Origin of the sequence: Cytobacillus sp. Hz8, assembly GCF_042263505.1 — a bacterium.
In the GTDB taxonomy this organism is placed as follows: Bacteria; Bacillota; Bacilli; order Bacillales; family Cytobacillaceae; genus Bacillus_BE.
This window is the reverse complement of record NZ_JBHKFI010000002.1, coordinates 239,236-256,188: the sequence shown is the minus strand read 5'-3', so window position 1 is coordinate 256,188 and position 16,953 is coordinate 239,236. Positions and strand designations below refer to the sequence as shown.

Annotated in this window: 20 protein-coding genes; 1 reads left to right on the top strand and 19 read right to left on the bottom strand. The window is 37.3% G+C overall.

The window, feature by feature from the left end:
* Nucleotides 1-23: 23 nt before the first annotated feature.
* The 9 genes from panC to ACE38V_RS04280 all read right to left on the bottom strand — a co-directional run bounded on the left by panC (nucleotide 24) and on the right by ACE38V_RS04280 (nucleotide 7,710).
* Nucleotides 24-872: a pantoate--beta-alanine ligase gene (gene panC / locus ACE38V_RS04320; protein ID WP_375839956.1), complete on the bottom strand. Its 849-nt coding sequence runs from the start codon at nucleotides 870-872 to the stop codon at nucleotides 24-26.
* A complete protein-coding gene (gene panB / locus ACE38V_RS04315) occupies nucleotides 869-1,705 on the bottom strand; it encodes a 3-methyl-2-oxobutanoate hydroxymethyltransferase (RefSeq protein ID WP_375839955.1) in 837 nt (278 codons plus the stop codon). Before panB ends, panC begins: the two co-directional genes overlap by 4 nt.
* A gap of 406 nt (nucleotides 1,706-2,111) precedes the next feature.
* Nucleotides 2,112-3,098, bottom strand: coding sequence for a biotin--[acetyl-CoA-carboxylase] ligase (locus tag ACE38V_RS04310; RefSeq protein WP_375839954.1), 987 nt, complete (start codon nucleotides 3,096-3,098; stop codon nucleotides 2,112-2,114).
* Nucleotides 3,083-4,282: a CCA tRNA nucleotidyltransferase gene (locus ACE38V_RS04305; RefSeq protein WP_375839953.1), complete on the bottom strand. Its 1,200-nt coding sequence runs from the start codon at nucleotides 4,280-4,282 to the stop codon at nucleotides 3,083-3,085. Before ACE38V_RS04305 ends, ACE38V_RS04310 begins: the two co-directional genes overlap by 16 nt.
* A 1-nt stretch (nucleotide 4,283) precedes the next feature.
* Nucleotides 4,284-5,420 (bottom strand): N-acetyl-alpha-D-glucosaminyl L-malate synthase BshA, encoded by a 1,137-nt coding sequence (gene bshA, locus ACE38V_RS04300; RefSeq protein ID WP_375839952.1) that lies wholly within the window; start codon nucleotides 5,418-5,420, stop codon nucleotides 4,284-4,286.
* A 1-nt stretch (nucleotide 5,421) separates the two neighbouring features.
* The gene (gene bshB1, locus ACE38V_RS04295; protein WP_375839950.1) at nucleotides 5,422-6,135 is read right to left on the bottom strand and encodes a bacillithiol biosynthesis deacetylase BshB1; all 714 of its coding nucleotides are present in this window, start codon (nucleotides 6,133-6,135) and stop codon (nucleotides 5,422-5,424) included.
* The gene (gene mgsA / locus ACE38V_RS04290) at nucleotides 6,132-6,548 is read right to left on the bottom strand and encodes a methylglyoxal synthase (protein ID WP_375839949.1); all 417 of its coding nucleotides are present in this window, start codon (nucleotides 6,546-6,548) and stop codon (nucleotides 6,132-6,134) included. The genes bshB1 and mgsA overlap by 4 nt, the downstream gene beginning before the upstream one ends.
* A 16-nt stretch (nucleotides 6,549-6,564) precedes the next feature.
* Entirely contained in the window at nucleotides 6,565-7,365 is an 801-nt protein-coding gene (dapB, locus tag ACE38V_RS04285) for a 4-hydroxy-tetrahydrodipicolinate reductase (protein WP_375839947.1), read from the bottom strand.
* 3 nt (nucleotides 7,366-7,368) lie between these two features.
* The gene (locus tag ACE38V_RS04280; protein ID WP_375839946.1) at nucleotides 7,369-7,710 is read right to left on the bottom strand and encodes a nucleotide pyrophosphohydrolase; all 342 of its coding nucleotides are present in this window, start codon (nucleotides 7,708-7,710) and stop codon (nucleotides 7,369-7,371) included.
* A gap of 229 nt (nucleotides 7,711-7,939) precedes the next feature.
* Between ACE38V_RS04280 and ACE38V_RS04275 the strand changes: the two genes are divergently transcribed.
* Entirely contained in the window at nucleotides 7,940-8,812 is an 873-nt protein-coding gene (locus ACE38V_RS04275; RefSeq protein WP_375839944.1) for a YitT family protein, read from the top strand.
* Between the two features lie 60 nt (nucleotides 8,813-8,872).
* Here ACE38V_RS04275 and ACE38V_RS04270 read toward each other — a convergent pair whose 3' ends face one another.
* From ACE38V_RS04270 to ACE38V_RS04225, 10 genes are all read right to left on the bottom strand, one after another.
* Nucleotides 8,873-9,547 carry a zinc metallopeptidase gene (locus ACE38V_RS04270; RefSeq protein ID WP_375840135.1) on the bottom strand — a complete coding sequence of 225 codons (675 nt, stop codon included), beginning with the start codon at nucleotides 9,545-9,547 and terminating at the stop codon, nucleotides 8,873-8,875.
* 87 nt (nucleotides 9,548-9,634) lie between these two features.
* Nucleotides 9,635-10,411 carry a sporulation protein YpjB gene (gene ypjB, locus ACE38V_RS04265; protein WP_375839943.1) on the bottom strand — a complete coding sequence of 259 codons (777 nt, stop codon included), beginning with the start codon at nucleotides 10,409-10,411 and terminating at the stop codon, nucleotides 9,635-9,637.
* Between the two features lie 65 nt (nucleotides 10,412-10,476).
* Nucleotides 10,477-11,073: a lipoprotein heptaprenylglyceryl N-acetyltransferase LhaT gene (gene lhaT / locus ACE38V_RS04260; RefSeq protein ID WP_375839942.1), complete on the bottom strand. Its 597-nt coding sequence runs from the start codon at nucleotides 11,071-11,073 to the stop codon at nucleotides 10,477-10,479.
* Nucleotides 11,074-11,193: 120 nt separating this feature from the next.
* The gene (locus ACE38V_RS04255; RefSeq protein WP_375839941.1) at nucleotides 11,194-11,967 is read right to left on the bottom strand and encodes a menaquinol-cytochrome c reductase cytochrome b/c subunit; all 774 of its coding nucleotides are present in this window, start codon (nucleotides 11,965-11,967) and stop codon (nucleotides 11,194-11,196) included.
* A 53-nt stretch (nucleotides 11,968-12,020) separates the two neighbouring features.
* Nucleotides 12,021-12,695, bottom strand: a complete 675-nt coding sequence (qcrB, locus tag ACE38V_RS04250; protein WP_375839940.1) for a menaquinol-cytochrome c reductase cytochrome b subunit — start codon at nucleotides 12,693-12,695, stop codon at nucleotides 12,021-12,023.
* Between the two features lie 3 nt (nucleotides 12,696-12,698).
* The gene (locus ACE38V_RS04245) at nucleotides 12,699-13,208 is read right to left on the bottom strand and encodes a QcrA and Rieske domain-containing protein (protein ID WP_375839939.1); all 510 of its coding nucleotides are present in this window, start codon (nucleotides 13,206-13,208) and stop codon (nucleotides 12,699-12,701) included.
* Between the two features lie 158 nt (nucleotides 13,209-13,366).
* On the bottom strand, nucleotides 13,367-13,828 hold the full coding sequence (locus ACE38V_RS04240; RefSeq protein ID WP_375839938.1) for a YpiF family protein: 462 nt from the start codon (nucleotides 13,826-13,828) through the stop codon (nucleotides 13,367-13,369).
* A gap of 117 nt (nucleotides 13,829-13,945) precedes the next feature.
* A complete protein-coding gene (locus tag ACE38V_RS04235) occupies nucleotides 13,946-14,488 on the bottom strand; it encodes a ReoY family proteolytic degradation factor (protein WP_375839937.1) in 543 nt (180 codons plus the stop codon).
* Nucleotides 14,489-14,517: 29 nt separating this feature from the next.
* Nucleotides 14,518-15,783, bottom strand: a complete 1,266-nt coding sequence (locus ACE38V_RS04230; protein ID WP_375839936.1) for a tetratricopeptide repeat protein — start codon at nucleotides 15,781-15,783, stop codon at nucleotides 14,518-14,520.
* A gap of 16 nt (nucleotides 15,784-15,799) precedes the next feature.
* Nucleotides 15,800-16,702, bottom strand: a complete 903-nt coding sequence (locus ACE38V_RS04225; protein ID WP_375839935.1) for a hypothetical protein — start codon at nucleotides 16,700-16,702, stop codon at nucleotides 15,800-15,802.
* Between the last annotated feature and the right edge of the window lie 251 nt (nucleotides 16,703-16,953).

Here is a 16,953-nt window from a genome sequence, read left to right as displayed (position 1 = left end):
CAGTTTCCCCCTCTTAAAATCTACTAGGATATCGTAAAAACAATATTATCAATTAAACGTGCTTTCTTAAATCTTACAGCTAGTGCAATGATGATTTTTCCACTTATTTCTCTTAAACTCTTAAGTTCTGGATAAGAGTAAATTTCAATATAATCAATGGCGGCATTTGTTTTTCCCTCAATGATTTCTTTCATTTGTGCAATAATAGCCTCGGGATTTCTTTCTCCGGCTTCGATTAACTTTTTCGCTTCCTGTAAACTTTGATATAAAATCGGTGCTGCCAATCTCTCAGTAGGATCCAGAAAAATATTCCTTGAACTCTTCGCTAATCCGTCAGTCTCTCTTACCGTATTTACCGGAACAATTTCAAGCGGGAAATGAAAATCATTTACGAGACCATCAACAACCGCAACTTGCTGCGCATCCTTTAAGCCAAAATAAACCTTATCGGGAAGGACAATATGAAATAATTTAGTTAGGATGGTCGCAACACCATCAAAATGTCCTGGCCTTGATTTTCCACATAGCACATCTGTACGATCCTTGACCTTCACTACAACAGACGGTTCATGTGGATACATTTCCTCAACAGACGGATGAAAAAGGAAATCCACCCCACTTTCCTCAGCCGCTTTTTTATCCCTCTCAAAGTCCCTTGGATAAGAATTTAAATCTTCTGTTGGACCAAATTGAAGCGGATTAACAAACACACTTGCGACAACTACATCATTTTCTTTTCTTGCTCTTGCCATTAACGCGCGATGTCCTTCATGGAGATATCCCATTGTTGGGACAAATCCGATTGATTTTAGTTTTTGTTTTTCTAGTTTTATTGTGGATTGCATTTCTTTAATGGTTGTAATGACTTTCATAACTTTCCTCCGTATAAACTGAGCAGATCTTCCTCTTTCATCGTAAAGCTTTGCTTTTCTGCTGGAAATATTCCATTCTTAACCTCTTGAACATATTCATTGATGCCAAAATCACATGCCTCATTTAAGTTAGCATAGGCCTTAACAAATTTAGGGACGCGATCGACTCCATAAGAAAGGATATCGTGATAAACAAGTACCTGACCATCCGTCTCTTTTCCCGCTCCAATTCCAATAGTTGGGATAGATAACATTTGGGTAATCTCTCTTGCTAGCTGCCATGGTACACATTCAAGCACGAGAGCAAAAGCCCCTGCTTCCTCACACTTTTTCGCATCCGCCAATAATTTCCGTGCCGCTTCCGCATTTTTCCCTTGCACCTTATAGCCCCCAAGAACCCCAACAGATTGTGGTGTTAGTCCGAGATGAGCAACGACAGGAATTCCTGCACTTGTCAAGGCATGAATATGTTCAATTACTTGATCTGCTCCCTCAATTTTAACGGCATTCGCTCCAGTTTCCTGCATGATCTTTGCTCCATTTAAGAGAGTATCGCGGATGGACAAATGGTAACTCATAAACGGCATATCGACCACAATAAAGGTATCCCTTGCTCCTCTTTTTACGGCCTTGCCATGATGAATCATGTCTTCCATTGTCACAGGAATGGTAGATTCATACCCTAGAACAACCATTCCTAGTGAATCTCCAACAAGAATAAAATCAACGTCTGCTTTTTCAGCTTGTTTGGAAGAAGGATAATCATATGCCGTTAGCATAACGATTTTTTCTCCTGCCTTTTTCATGTTTAGAAAATCAGTGGTACTTTTCATTTGTTTTCCTCCCTCATCGCTCTTGGTTCACCTTAAATAAAAATAAAATGAACTTGGTTCCTTAGGAAGAGGAGACAAAACGAATCGAAATCTACAAAAAAAGGAATCCCTACACTCAAAAAAGTCAGAAGGATTCCTTTATATCTTCATCATTTGTTTCATCCCTCTGTCCCCGTCCAAATCTTTGGATCTAGGCAGATATCATCATCATGTTTTTTTAACAAACCGGTGCAGTTCTTTCGGATACTGCCCAAAAAAATTATACCAAAAAGGTGAATATAAATACACAAGAAACACTTGAACTCATGTATTTATCCATGCCATTATAGTACGATTCTTTTCGATTTACAATTCATTTCTTAAAAATAAATATCACAAATGAAATGGACAAGAGAAGGATCTCCAATTATTTATTCTCAAGATCAATGTCAGCGGAGTAAATATAATGAATTTCTCCATATTCATCCTCAAGTTTTAATACGCCATCCTCCGTGATACCAAGTGCTTTCCCTTTGATTTCTTTCGTTAATGTTCGTGCCGTAATTGTTTTTCCAATACTTATTGCGTAGCTTTCCCATAACAGCTTGATAGGCTGAAAACCACTTTGTAAATATAGATCATAAAGCTTTTCAAATTTAGTAAATACAGCTCGAATTAATTCTGCGCGGTTAATTTCCTTTTTTGCTTCAATTGCAAGGGAAGTAGCGATTTCTTGCAGTTCTTGAGGATAATCCTGCAGCTTTTGATTGACATTAATTCCAATCCCGATAATAATCGATTTAATGCAATCGGCCTCTGCTTGCAGTTCTGTTAAAATACCGGTAATCTTTTTTCCGTTTAATAATATATCATTCGGCCACTTGATTTGCGGTGACAGCGTTGTCACTTCCTCAATTGCCTGAACAACGGCAACCGCTGTTAACAAGGTTAATTGGGGAGCGTTTTGGATGGGGATATTCGGTCTAATAATTAAGCTCATCCATACCCCTGTATATTTTGGTGAATGCCAAGGCCTCTCCATTCTTCCCCTGCCGGAAACTTGCTCTTCTGCGATCACAATGGTTCCTTCTTTTGCTCCATTAAGGCCAAGTTGCAGAGCAACCTTTTGAGTCGAGTCAACTGAATCCTCATAATGAATGTTTTGTCCAATAAACTTGGTTTTCAATCCAAGACGAATTTCATCGGCTGTCACTTTTTTAGTTGTTTTCAAAATGCGGTATCCTTTTCTTCTTACCGCTTCTAACTCAAAGCCTTCTTTTCTTAATTCTTCTATATGCTTCCATACAGCCGCTCGTGATATTCCCAATAAATCTCCGAGTAACTGTCCTGATAAATATTCTCCATCGCTATTTGTAAAGGCGTCAAGTAACTTTTTTCTCAACTCTGATTGCACTTGAAGAGCCACTCCTTTATTGAATCTTTCTTATTTTCCACCTGCTGATATAACACAGCATTTTCAATGATCGTGATTTTTTCTTTTATCCATGGCCCAGCCGCCAATCCGTACCATTCCATTAATTCATTTCCTGAAATCGTTAAGTCTGACAGCTCTTTTATCGGTAGTGCTAAATAGGTTTGCCTTATGTAAGAAGTGGACTCATCCACTTGATTATGGGAAAGAACGTTATAAACCCTTTCCACACTGATTGCGATATCAAGCTTTGCTTGATAAAGCGAATTGATGGACCAATTCTTTTCCACTCTTCGTTCCAACCAAGCTGCACCCTTTTGTATCCATTGGATTTTTTTGCTGGGTAACTTCCATTTTTTTAAAAAATCCATCACCATTTTACCTTTTAAACCAAACAAATAAATGAGGAGAAGCCAAATCTGATCAAGTTCAAGACTTTCAATTTCCAACATACTCAATTTTTCAATTTCATTTCTAAATGAGGAACAACCTGGTAAGTATTGATATAAACCACTTTCGATTAATATCTTTAAAGCTTGCCTTCTGTTCTTTCCCATTAATAGTTTTTCAAATTCAACCACGATTCTTTCGACTGCAATCTTTTCTAACAAGTCACGATTTTGCACAATCCCCAAAAACGTTTCATGATCAAGCTTAAAGGATAATTGACTCAAAAAACGGACAGCTCGCATCATTCTTAGGGCGTCTTCTTGAAATCGCTCTTCAGCTACCCCAACGGTTTTAATGATTCCCTCTTCTATAGCTTTTCTACCGAAAAATGGATCTATCATATTTCCAAGTTTGTCCATCGCGATGGCATTCATGGTGAAATCTCTACGTTTCTGATCTTCCTGTAAGGACCGAATAAATTGAACTTCCTTTGGTCTCCGAAAATCTTCATATTCCGACTCGGCGCGAAAAGTGGTCACCTCATACATTTGTCCGTTAAAAGGGATAACCACTGTTCCATGTTCAATCCCCACATCAATCGTCTTAGGAAAAATTTGCTTTACTTCCATTGGTGTTGCAGATGTAGCAATATCAACATCTGCAATTTTTCTTCCTAATAAAAGATCCCGGACTGAACCGCCAATAAAATAAGCATCAAACCCAGCATTTTCTATTTTTTTTAAAATAGGGAGAGCATGTAAAAAAGGTTCTTTCATATCAATCACCATCAGTCATTAAGCGTAAATAGATATCCTCATATTGGCGAACAATCAGATCAGCACGAAAGCGTTCATTCACGATCTTAATCGAATCTGTCGACATTTTGCTTAATAAAGCATCATTTTCTAATAAGGTCAATGCTTTTTTAGAAATATCATCAATATCTCCTAATGGACAGAGATAACCATTAACACCGTCTGCGATTACTTCTGGAATTCCTCCGATATTTGTTCCAATACATGGTACTCCACATGCCATTGCTTCCAATGCAACAAGACCAAAGCTCTCTTTTTCTGAAAGGAGAAGCATTAAATCGCTAATCGAATATAATTCTTCTAAACTGTCCTGTTTTCCCAAAAGCAGCACTTTATCCCTGAGCTGCAGCTCATCAATTAATTCACAAATGACAGCCATTTCGGGACCATCCCCAATTAATAAGAGCTTTGCAGGTATTCTATCCGAAATTCTTTTGAAGGTACGGACAACATCAGGAACTCTTTTCACCGCTCGAAAATTTGAAACATGAACAATCACTTTTTCATCCGGCTTAATTTCAAATTCATCTCTTAAATGCCCGGATTCAACTCGATTATAGATTCTTTCATCTACAAAATTATAAACGGGTTCAATCATTTTATTAGGTCGAATTAAATCGTAGGTTTGAGAAATAAGGGAATTAGATACTGCGGTAACAGCATCTGATTTTTCAATTCCAAAACGAATGGCTTCTGTAAGTGAATGATCATAGCCTAAAACGGTAATGTCTGTTCCATGAAGAGTTGTCACGATTTTTACATCTTTTCCACACATTTGCTTTCCTAAAATCGCACAAACCGCATGAGGAATGGCATAGTGAACATGAAGCAAATCTAAATTCTCTCGATTAATCACCTCAGCCATCTTACTGGCAAGGGCTATATCATATGGTGGATATTGAAAAACGCTATATTGATTGACCTCCACTTGATGGAAATAGATATTATGATACATACGATTTAAACGGAATGGTAAACTTGACGTTATAAAATGAATTTCATGTCCCTTCTCTGCCAGCATTTTCCCAAGTTCCGTTGCAACAACACCCGATCCCCCCACTGTGGGATAACAGGTAATTCCTATCTTTAACTTTTTCATCTTACTCTCCTAGTAAATCAAAATGAACTTTGAAAGGCTTCTTTGTCTTGAATCCTTCCGCAAATGGTAAACCTACCTCACTTCCAAATAACCGTTCTCTTGCAGTGACATTTTCGATATATCCATTGACTAGTGGCGTATTCGTTGTATTAACCCCTCTTGTAAATTGACTCTGATAGGCGTTAAGACAGGCAATCTTTTTATCCATAAATGGTGTTACATCTATAACAAAATCCGGCTTATGAAATCCATTAATCATATATAAATAATGATTCAATACGTGATGTGGTGGAAGTTGCTCCCTATCTTCGTACTTTCTAATTCCCGCTGAAAAGATAGCTTCTTCAACAAGACGTGTACAATTCCCGTGATCAGGGTGACGATCAATTATGAAAGGGGAAAAAACGACTTGCGGACGGTATTTTCTAATAATAGTTACAATTGAACGAATTGCTTCTTCTTCTATATATAGTCCTCTATCGGGTAATTCAAGATTTTCTCTTAGTGTTAGACCTAAGATTTGAGCAGATTCATTCGCTTCCTTTTTTCGTGTTTCAACGTCTCCATTTGAAGAAAGCTCTGCTCTGGTTAAATCGCAAACTCCAATCTTTTTTCCCTGAGAGGCATATTTGGCAATGGTCCCACCCATGCCGATTTCAACGTCGTCAGCATGTGCACCAAAGGCTAGTATATGTAACAAACAGTTTGAATTCACTTTGTTTCACCATCTTTTTCCCGGACAATTTCTCTCCAAGATAAATCGCCTCTTTGTAAGCCCTTAATTAATACTTCTGCTGTCCCCATATTCGTTGCCAATGGAACGGAATAGACATCACAAAGGCGAATAAGGGCCGAAACATCTGGTTCATGAGGCTGTGCCGTTAGCGGATCACGTAAAAAAATCACTAAATCCATTTTATTTTTCGCAATTCGAGAACCAATCTCTTGATCTCCGCCTAATGGTCCCGACTGAAAACGGTGGATGGATAGTCCCGTTGCTTCGATAATTTTTAAACCCGTTGTTCCTGTTGCGTACAATTTATGCTGAGCCAATATTTCTTGGTAAGCAATTGCAAATCGTACGATGTCATCTTTTTTTCGATCATGTGCGATTAAGGCAATATTCATATGTCCTTCCCCATCCTTACTCGATAATATTTTCTAATCCATAAACAAGCGTTTCAAGATTTAGGACTGTGTCAACTGCTAATTTGACACCTGACATAAAGGATACTCTATTATATGAATCATGGCGAATCGTCAATGTTTGTCCTTCAGATCCAAACAATACTTCTTGATGGGCAATTAATCCTGGCAGCCTTACAGAATGGATATGCATTCCTTCGTAATTTGCCCCTCTTGCACCAGCTAATGTTTCTTTCTCATTTGGATGACCTTGAATTTTTGTTTTTCTGACGTCTGCCATCATTTCAGCTGTTTTCACGGCTGTGCCAGATGGCGCATCTAATTTCTGATCATGATGTAGCTCAATGATTTCAATATCGTGAAAATACTTGGCTGCCATTTGTGAGAACTTCATCATTAATACAGCCCCAATCGCAAAGTTTGGAGCAATGATGCAGCCTAATTGTTTTTCTTCACAAATTTGTCTTAGCTCTGCTAAATTTTCTTTAGTAAAACCTGTTGTACCGACAACTGGTCTTACACCATAGGTAAGTGCAGTTTTTGTGTGGTACATTCCGACCTCTGGTGTTGTTAAATCAATGAAAACATCTGGACGAACCTCTGTTAAGCAAAGCTCAATATTTGAATAAACAGGAATATCCATCTGAGGAAATCCATCTAAATCTCTTAATTTTTTGCCATCATTTTTGTGATCGACAACTCCAACTAATTGGTAGTTTTCCGTTTTTAGAACCATCTGAACAGCTTCTCTTCCCATTCTGCCTCTCGGTCCTGCGATGACCATTTTTACTTGATTCATTCCTCAGTCTCCCTCTTTTCCATCAATTCTTGTCCAACGATTTTTATCTCTTGTATTAAATTTGTGCATGACACGATTATGAGCTTCCGTTAAATCGATATTCAACGAATTCGCAAAGCAAATAAGAACAAAGAGTAAATCTCCTAATTCATCCTCCATTTCTTTGTCAGCTTCTGTTTTCTTTTTGGGCTTTTCTCCAAAATGGTGATTGACTTCCCGTGCTAATTCTCCTAGCTCCTCTGTCATACGTGCAAGCATCGCTAATGGACTAAAATAGCCTTCTTTAAATTGGCTGATGTAGTCATCCACTTCTGTTTGTATCGCTTTCAATGTTTTTTCGCTCAACTTTCTCACCTTTATGTTCCTTATTACCTGAGTACAATGAAATAAGGAAAGAATCTGCTTTTCTCTTTCATGTTAGCTAAATATAACCTTTATTACAAATATTTTATTTACTATAGAATCTGCTTAACATTTTGCTCTCTTTTCCTTAACCCCTTATTGCTATCTAAATTTTAGTACCGTATAATAAATACGCTCATTTGCATCTATAGGAAAGAGAGGAATTATCATAATGTTTTTAGGAATTCGATTTAAAAATACTTTTTTTATTCTACTTGGAGCAGCAATTTTAGCTTTTGGTCTTGTTCATTTTAATATGCAGAATAATCTAGCAGAAGGTGGATTTACAGGAATCACACTGCTGCTCTTTTTCCTTTTCAAATGGGATCCATCTTATACCAATTTAATTTTAAATATACCATTATTTTTTGTCGGCTGGAAACTTCTCGGCAAGACTACCTTTCTTTATACCATTATCGGAACAGTGGGGGTATCGGTATTTCTTTGGATTTTCCAAAGATATTCCTTTGAAATGCCCCTCTATGAAGATTTAATGCTCGCCGCTTTATTTGCTGGTGTATTTATCGGTATCGGTCTCGGGATTATTTTTCGCTACGGCGGCACAACCGGAGGAGTAGATATCATCGCACGTCTCGTACATAAATTCTTTGGGGTTAGCATGGGAAAAACGATGTTTATCTTCGACTTTTGCGTCATTACGATTTCATTAGTTTTTTATCTATCCTACCGAGAAGCGATGTATACATTAGTCGCAGTCTTTATCGGCGCAAGAGTGATTGATTTCATGCAGGAAGGTGCCTATACAGCAAGAGGGGCAATGATTATCTCCAATCATAATAATGAGATTGCGAATAAGATTATGGAGGAAATGTACCGAGGCGTTACAGTTTTAAGAGGGTACGGCTCCTTTACAAAGGAAGATCGTGAGGTACTCTATTGTGTGGTTGCCAAAAATGAAATTGTTCGCTTAAAAAATATCATCGATTCCGTCGATCCTCATGCCTTTGTTTCTGTCACAATTGTGCACGATGTACTTGGAGAAGGGTTTACCTTGGATGAAAATAAGATGCCCATTGAACGTTGATAGGTAAAAAATTCCACAAAAAGAGCCTGGCAAAAAAAGTGTCAGGCTCTTTCCCAATTATTAATCTTCATTATTTTGCATTCCGGTAAAGATTAGCAATAAACGTACTAACTCAAGGACAGCAACTGCTGCAGCGGCAACATAAGTTAACGCAGCTGCATTTAATACCTTTTTTGTTTCTCTTTCTTCATCATTTCTGATAATCCCTAAAGAAACCACTTGGTCCATTGCGCGATTTGAAGCGTTAAATTCCACTGGAAGAGTGACAACCTGGAATAAAACTGCAGCTGCCATACAAATGATTCCAAGTAAAAGTAGACCACTTAACTGTGCAAATATCCCAATCATAATTAAAATCCAGGAAAGATTTGAGCCAAGATTTGCTACAGGAACCAAAGCATGTCGAAAGCGAAGAAAAGCATAATCCTGTTGGTCTTGAATTGCGTGTCCACATTCATGCGCCGCAATCGCTGCTGCAGCTACTGAAGACCCGCGATAATTTCCCGATGAGAGCCGCACCGTTTTGGTTCGTGGGTCATAGTGGTCAGAAAGATGCCCACCTACCTCTTCAACGCCGACATTATATAAGCCATTATCATCAAGAATCTTTCTCGCAACCTCTGCACCTTTCAGATAAGAAGATGAAGCAACCTTTGAATATTTGTTATATGCACCTTTTACTTTCGTTTGAGCCCAAATTGGAATCAAAATGATTATTGCAAAATAAACAAGCATGAACACGAAGTAAGATCCTCCTTAAAGCACTCTTTTATTAATTTAATTTTAGTCAATTTCTTTCCTGGCTGTCAATCTTTTTGCCCTCTAGAGCTTTTCTCGTGCCTTTTCCTTTTGTCCTCTATATTTTCTAAAACCAACATAGGTTAATGTAACAATGATAATACTCCCAGTCGTTATTATCACCCACCACAAAGATGGGTCCGCATCATCTTCTGTCACTTCATTAAAAATATGATATAATTCCGATTCCAATACCACAAGTTCTTTTTGATTGGAAGCTTTTTCAAGTACCTGGCTGCGATATTGATCGATGTAATCCACTCTTGCCTCAAGCTTTTGGATTTGCTCAGTGTTGATATCTAGCTTTAAACTCGGATATATCAGTTCATATTGTGCTAAAAACGTATTTAACTCTGTATGAAAATCTTCTCGATCCTTATGTTTAGCAGATTTTATCATTGATTCTATCGATTTCATAATTGGATCCTCCATCTCAGCCCATAACGGCTGATGCTCGGAGTTTAGCGCATCCATAATTAATCTGAATTTGGTCACCTTATGAACCTTTTCCTCTTGTGTCACATCAGCATCTGTAGCAGCTTTCAGCGCCTCATCATAAGCAATCGTAACCATTCGTAGTTCATCCATCGTTAATGGGTGCTCATTCTTTATTGTATCAAATTGATTTAAAAAATATTGAAGGAGCTTTTTGGCATCTTCATTTCTTTCAGATTTCACCATTTGCAGTGCTTCATCAGATATATGATCAAGTCTGTCTATGGGTGATTCTTTATCTGCATACGCGGAAACCGGAGTTAATAGCAATATAATTAAAGCAAATATGGCAAACTTTGCTCGCATTCTTGTCCCCCCTCTAATTACTATTAAATGTTATGAGGGTTTGGACAAGGTTAGACCATAATATTCTAATAATTCATATTTAGTTGCAAGCGATTTTTTCTTATCGTTAAGTAGTAGGCAATCGCTAATGAGCATATGCTTAACCAAAATGTAAAATACCCAATATTAGCTGTATACTGATCAAGCACCTGGTACCTTGGCATCATAAAGTATACATAATCAATGATATCGTTATGTAATGTCCATATGCCCGCAACAACTAGATGCCATCTTTTCATTCGATAAAACGGTGAATATAGTAATCCTTCGATTGCCATCGCACCATGTGAAACGATTAATAAATATCCTGCCCAATTAAGTTCTCCTGTGACTTTAAGAACAAGTAAGTTCATGATAACTGCCCATATACCATATTTAAATAGAGTCACAATCGCCAACGCTTCAATTAGCGGCCAATTTCGTTTAAACAAAAAAGCTATTAAGACAAACACAAAAAAAAGACTCGCCGTCGGACTATCAGGAACAAAGGGCAAAAAGATTGCAGGAGTATCTTTCAACTGCCATCCATACCAATAATATCCATAAATAGTCCCGAGTATATTCACAATCAAAAGCAGCCATAGCACATTTCTATTAGATAGACACGCGTATATCCAATTCATTTCATTCCTCTTCTCTATCGAAACTCTATTTTCGCTATTATTTGTATTTTATCAAAATTACACACAAACTTTAAGTACAAAAAAGCTGACGCAAACACGTCAGCTTTTTGAGAAGAAATCTTATTTACTTTTTACAGAAGAAATAAATTCAGCTAGCTTTTGAAGCTCTTCATCAGTACCTTTGAAGACTCCTGCTGGCATTGTACGTATACCGTCTTTTGCGATTTTAGCTACTTCTTCCGGTTTTAAGCCATTATCCACAAGAGAAGGTGCTGCGGCACCACCTTGAAGATTATCACCATGACAAGATACACAGCCTTTACTACTGTAAAGCTTGTAACCTTCAGAATTTGTATCAATATCCGCTTCTGCAACAATTTTTCCTTGTTCTTTTGCAGCAGCCCAGTCATGATTCGCAACGGATTGCCAAGTAAGGAATGTAATAGCAGCGAGTGCTAATAACATAAATCCAGTTGCCAGTGGACGTTTTGACGGACGACGTTCTGGTCCTCTATCAATAAATGGAGCAAGCAATAATCCACCAAAAGCAAGTCCCGGAATAACCAGAGCTCCAATAACGGTATATGGCCCTGATGCATAAGCATATTTCAATAATTGATATAAAAATAGGAAATACCAGTCCGGCATTGGAATATATCCTGTATCACTTGGATCAGCAATTTTTTCCAACGGAGCTGGATGCGCTACAGTTAAGCATAAGAAACCGATTAAAAATATCGCCCCAACCATCCATTCTTTTAAAAGAAAGTTTGGCCAAAAAGCTTCCGTTTTGCCTGGATATTCCGAATAATCTTTTGGAATGTTCTGCATACGATGTTCAGCTGCAGGTACGCGTGAATCACCCACAAACTTCATCCCTTTTCCACGATGCATTAACGAATCCCCTCCTTCTTTTCGAAACTATTAAAATAACAAAATATTCAATCTTACAATGGTCCAGAAACACCTTGTTTACGAATCATTAAGAAATGGGCAGCCATTAACGCAAACAATGCAGCCGGTAAAAAGAATACATGGATTGCAAAGAAACGTGAAATGGTTTGAGCTCCAACAATATCAGCATGACCCGACATTAATATTTTCAAATATGGTCCAATAAAAGGCACATTATCAATAATTTGAAGTGTTACCTTTGTCGCAAATAACGCTTTCATATCCCATGGTAATAAATAACCCGTAAGACCAAGAGCTAGCATAATGAAGAAAATAAGAACCCCAACGATCCAGTTTAATTCACGAGGTTTTTTATATGCACCTTGGAAGAAAACGCGTAACGTATGTAAAAACATCATTACAATAACTAAACTTGCACCCCAATGGTGCATGCCGCGGACAATTTGTCCAAATGCGACTTCATTTTGTAAATAATAAACTGATTCCCATGCATTCTTAATATCTGGTACATAATACATGGTTAGGAACATTCCAGATAAAATTTGAATTACGGTGATGAAAAATGTTAGTCCACCAAAACAGTAAACGAAAGCAGAAAAATGATGCGCTGGGTTTACATGTTCAGGAACCTCATGATCTGCAATATCGCGCCACAAAGGCGTAACATCCAAACGTTCATCAACCCAATCATAAAGTTTGTTAAACAAGATCTACGCCTCCTTTCGTGGTTTTGCTTTTTGACCTAATGCTAGGAATCCATCTACTTCTTTAAAAGGATAGACATCCAGTGGTGCACTTGGCGGTGTACCCGGTACGTTTGTACCATCTTTTGTGTAAAGACCGCCGTGACATGGACAATAGAAGTGTTCTGGATTCGCCTTATCTTTATTCCAGTCAACTGTACAGCCTAAATGCTTACATACTGGAGACAAAGCAACAATTTCCCCTTTGTCACTTTTGTAGACCCATGCAGAACTTGTAACATCTGATTCATACCATGCATCTTGTTGCTTGAAAGAAAAGTCAACTCGTGTCGGTTCAGCAGTGATGTCGGAAATTTTCTTATCTGTAGTAACAAAATCTCCACTTGCATTTGCTCGTAATACAGGATCCACTGCAAAACGAACCATTGGCATTAGCATTCCAGCTGCCATGAAACCGCCTACACCAGTAAGTGTATAGTTAAGGAATTGACGTCTTGAAACACGTTGTTTACTCATTCATTTCCCCCCCCTATTTCTAAAGTTGAGTCCAACGGACATAATTCAACACTTTAATAATACTAGGACATAACAATGATATATCAACTTTCTTGCAAGGTCAATATACTACTGTAATGAAAACATGACAAGCTTGTGTCAAAATAATCAAAAAATTATTAATTATCTTGCCATTTTTGGATAATTAATTGTAGCAATTGTTTCACTTGCTCTTCGAGGATCGTTCTTTTATACTTTTCCTCCATGTTTTCTAATGGAATAGAAGGCAACCATATTAACTCTCCATTAAGCTTGTCCTCCCCTGCTTTCCAATCACTATCAGAGGTAATAAAGAAAATATGCTTGAAACCATGATTCCTTATATGTGTGACCCAATCATGGAGATCGCTTATCCGCTTACCCTCTTCTGAAGTCTTTAAATAGGAATATTGCGGTAGAAGGAAAATACGACCCTTAAATTGCTTTTCAAGCTGTGGCATTAATAGGGAAATAAATTCCCCCATTCCTACAACCTGCTTCATGTCTTCACCGAATGATACAGGTAACAAAGGTAATACCGCCGTATCCACATATTCCTTTGCAGTTAGATATACATCCATATCCTTAGATTCCCATTTCATCTCAATCACTCCAAACAATCATTGAAATTTTCCCATCAGTTTAATCATAACAAATAATTATAAAGCGTGAAATAAGGCAAAATAAAAAGTCTGCTCCTAAGCAGACTTTTCTCCATTTCAATTTTTAAGTTTACTCAGTTGCTTCGTAAGAGTCATGAATGCCTCTTTATCATTTCGATCCAATGCCTCATCGATTAACTGCAGTAATTTCTCTCTTTGATAGGTTTCAATGCTTTCGTCAAGAAGTTTTTCAGCTAGGATTTTATCCTTTTCACTTATTTCGAGATTTTTTGGCATATAGGGGTTATCCTCTAAAACAGCAGCATATTGGTGTGCTAAATTAGAGGCGTGGAAATTCAACTGAATATAAATTTCTTCATCCCTATTAAGACGAATGTCATGGAAGGACTTCTCTGCATCTGTAGTCATTACGTTTTCTTTATAAAAACGAAAAGGAACTTCATCAACACAGTGCGTTGACATCACAAGACCTCGTGGACAGTATCCTGCATGTTCAACAAAATGAACCTTTTCCATTAATTGGTCATGACTCATTAAATAATTTAAAATCCACACACATTCTCGTCTTTTTAATTGATAATGATTAAGGAACCAGCGTATAAACTCCTTCTTCTCGTTGACAGATACAGGGGTAGCCATCTTAGATTCCCTCCTCTGCTTGCAACTTTTTAAATAAATTCATCTGAAATTCTTTGTAAAATATCTAGGTATTCTTCATTTGTTGGATCTAATTGAAGTAGTTTCTTAAAGATTTCGGCAGCCTGATCATTTTCTCCTTCTTCAATTAGAAAATAACCAAAATCTTTTAAAAACTCTGGTTGATTCTTAAAATAAGTATATGCAAGACGGTATTTGTTTAATGACTGTGAATATTGTTCCAAATTTTGATAAGCAAGGGCTGCATCCCAAAGAAGTTGGGGCTCCCTCTCTTCATTTTGGTCCATTTCCTCCACCAATTCAATAACCTTCTCATAATTCTCTTGTTTCATAAATAGCTTATTTAAGGTTAACGCTGCATCAATAAATTCGGGGTCTAATGCAAGAGCCTCCCTCAAAAGCTTCTCTGCTTCTTCTTCATCACCCAGCTTTAAAGCCATTTTTCCACCATAAAAATATAAATCCTTATTATATTCATCTTGCTTAATGCCTTCCTTAATGGAAGCAAAGCCTAAGTCTAGCTCCTCTTCACGTTCATACGCCTTTGCCAAAAATAAATACAAAGAATGATATTCAGGGTCTAATACTTTAAGCTGCTCAAATTTTTCAATCGCCGTTTTATTGAAGCCAGCTTGTAGCGCTGTAAATGCAAGACTGAATAAAGTATTAATTTCTAGCTTTTCATCCAGAGCCTTTTCATAATATGGCAAGGCATCCTCAAATGCCCCTCCAGCACTAAATGCGTCGCCTAATCGCTGATTAACATTTACACCTGCAATTTCATTATTATGTGGCAATACCTTTTGATAATAATGAATGGCTTCCAAAAATTTTCCTTGTTCCGAATAAAGCTCACCGAGTGCAAAATCGATGATTTCATTTTCCTTCAAAATTGATTTTGCATCTAATAATTTTTGTTCACTTACCTCATAGAGCCCCTCCATTTGATAAAGGTCAGCAAGAAGGAGAAGAGCCTCTGGATAGCTTGGATCTGTTTCATGAATTTCATCTAATAGGACAATAGCCTTATCCTCGTCCCCTAACTCTATATAGGTTTCCGCAAGAAGGACCATTAATTCTCCTTCCTCCGGATAAGATTCCAGCAATCTTTGAAATAGTGCTTTTGCTTCATCTAGAAATCCCAAACGGAATAATTCTTCCGCCAATAAAAACTTCTCATCATTTGATCCAGAGTTCAGGATGTGCTCATATTTTTTCAGTGCCTCTTGATGTTCGCCATTTTCAATCATTGAAATAATTTTTCTTACTCTATCCATTAACATTTCCTTTCTGCTAATCAGCACTGAAGATTAAAGGAGTATGGATGGTGACATGTTCCCCAAAGCCCGGGCGAAATACAACATCCTCCAAAGATCTAATAATGGTTCCTTTATGAACCGTAATCATAAGTCTATTATTATGATAATGAAATAGCTCGGATTCTTCAATCTTTCTGATTTCCTGAGAGTTTAAATAAAAATTATAACTTACTTCTCCTCCCTGATTCAAATATGCTTTCAAGGGATAAATTCCGATCTTTTTTAATTTATCTAAGGTTAGTGGGGTCTTTTCCTTAAGTTCATCTTCAAACGCCCTGATTCTCTCTTTTTTCATCGTCTTATTCCAAATAGCTTGCGCCTGAATTTTATCACGTTGTTGATGAAATGAAAATATCGGAGCTAACGGACAATTGTAGGGAAATAAAGCTTCCTTAATCCAACCCCAGGGGATTCGTTGAAATTGCTCTAAATCATGAACTTCGACAAAGATGATAGGAATCTTCATTTTCTTTGCTTTTCTTATGAGGGTCGTAGTTAAAAGACTTTGAGGAATTTTGACACCAATAATATAATCGATTGGACTATTGAGTAATTTTGTTTTTAACATTTTAGAGCCTTCTTCTAATAAATACTCCTTATCAACCTTAAAATAGGTTAAAAATGACGTACATCCCTTTCCAATGAACTCCTTAATAAAGTACTCTTTTAGGACAGGAAAGGGTTCTTCTAGCGGAATTTGTGAATCCAATAAAATATGGGAAGGCGTCATAATAAATGGAGAAGCATCCATTTTCATATACCTGTACCTCTTAAATTCCGGTCGAATCGCGAGAATTGTTTCATTCTTAATCAAGATAGACAGCTTAGCAAGTTCTTCCTTTTTTAAAAGATTTGCATTATCAATAATATAAGCCATAAAACCACTCCTAACAGGTCTTATGACAAGCTATGAGAAAATCTCAAAATTATACCTATAATTTGTCCCAACCAAAAAGGTCCGACTCCTTCGAATGCCAGACCTTTTTTATGATTTCTGTTTTTACAGCAATTGTTGTTTTTTCGAACAATTGCATTTTAATCTCTCACCGTAGGACTTCTGATTCGAAATCCATTTCTTTGGAATTTCATTCAAGTCGTCTGACTGGTTCCTAATTCGGACACAACTGC

Excerpts from the sequence above, each read along its gene's own strand:
- dapB (WP_375839947.1), bottom strand. The coding sequence starts at position 7,365 with ATGAATCAAGTAAAAATGGTCATCGCAGGACCGAGAGGCAGAATGGGA.
- ACE38V_RS04270 (WP_375840135.1), bottom strand. The coding sequence starts at position 9,547 with ATGCTTGTTTATTTTGCAATAATCATTTTGATTCCAATTTGGGCTCAA.
- ACE38V_RS04225 (WP_375839935.1), bottom strand. The coding sequence starts at position 16,702 with ATGGCTTATATTATTGATAATGCAAATCTTTTAAAAAAGGAAGAACTT.
- ACE38V_RS04230 (WP_375839936.1), bottom strand. The coding sequence starts at position 15,783 with ATGGATAGAGTAAGAAAAATTATTTCAATGATTGAAAATGGCGAACAT.
- ACE38V_RS04275 (WP_375839944.1), top strand. The coding sequence starts at position 7,940 with ATGTTTTTAGGAATTCGATTTAAAAATACTTTTTTTATTCTACTTGGA.
- panB (WP_375839955.1), bottom strand. The coding sequence starts at position 1,705 with ATGAAAAGTACCACTGATTTTCTAAACATGAAAAAGGCAGGAGAAAAA.
- ACE38V_RS04245 (WP_375839939.1), bottom strand. The coding sequence starts at position 13,208 with ATGAGTAAACAACGTGTTTCAAGACGTCAATTCCTTAACTATACACTT.
- mgsA (WP_375839949.1), bottom strand. The coding sequence starts at position 6,548 with ATGAATATTGCCTTAATCGCACATGATCGAAAAAAAGATGACATCGTA.
- ACE38V_RS04305 (WP_375839953.1), bottom strand. The coding sequence starts at position 4,282 with ATGAAAGAACCTTTTTTACATGCTCTCCCTATTTTAAAAAAAATAGAA.
- ACE38V_RS04255 (WP_375839941.1), bottom strand. The coding sequence starts at position 11,967 with ATGCATCGTGGAAAAGGGATGAAGTTTGTGGGTGATTCACGCGTACCT.
- ypjB (WP_375839943.1), bottom strand. The coding sequence starts at position 10,411 with ATGCGAGCAAAGTTTGCCATATTTGCTTTAATTATATTGCTATTAACT.
- ACE38V_RS04240 (WP_375839938.1), bottom strand. The coding sequence starts at position 13,828 with ATGAAATGGGAATCTAAGGATATGGATGTATATCTAACTGCAAAGGAA.
- bshA (WP_375839952.1), bottom strand. The coding sequence starts at position 5,420 with ATGAAAAAGTTAAAGATAGGAATTACCTGTTATCCCACAGTGGGGGGA.
- panC (WP_375839956.1), bottom strand. The coding sequence starts at position 872 with ATGAAAGTCATTACAACCATTAAAGAAATGCAATCCACAATAAAACTA.
- lhaT (WP_375839942.1), bottom strand. The coding sequence starts at position 11,073 with ATGAATTGGATATACGCGTGTCTATCTAATAGAAATGTGCTATGGCTG.
- ACE38V_RS04235 (WP_375839937.1), bottom strand. The coding sequence starts at position 14,488 with ATGGCTACCCCTGTATCTGTCAACGAGAAGAAGGAGTTTATACGCTGG.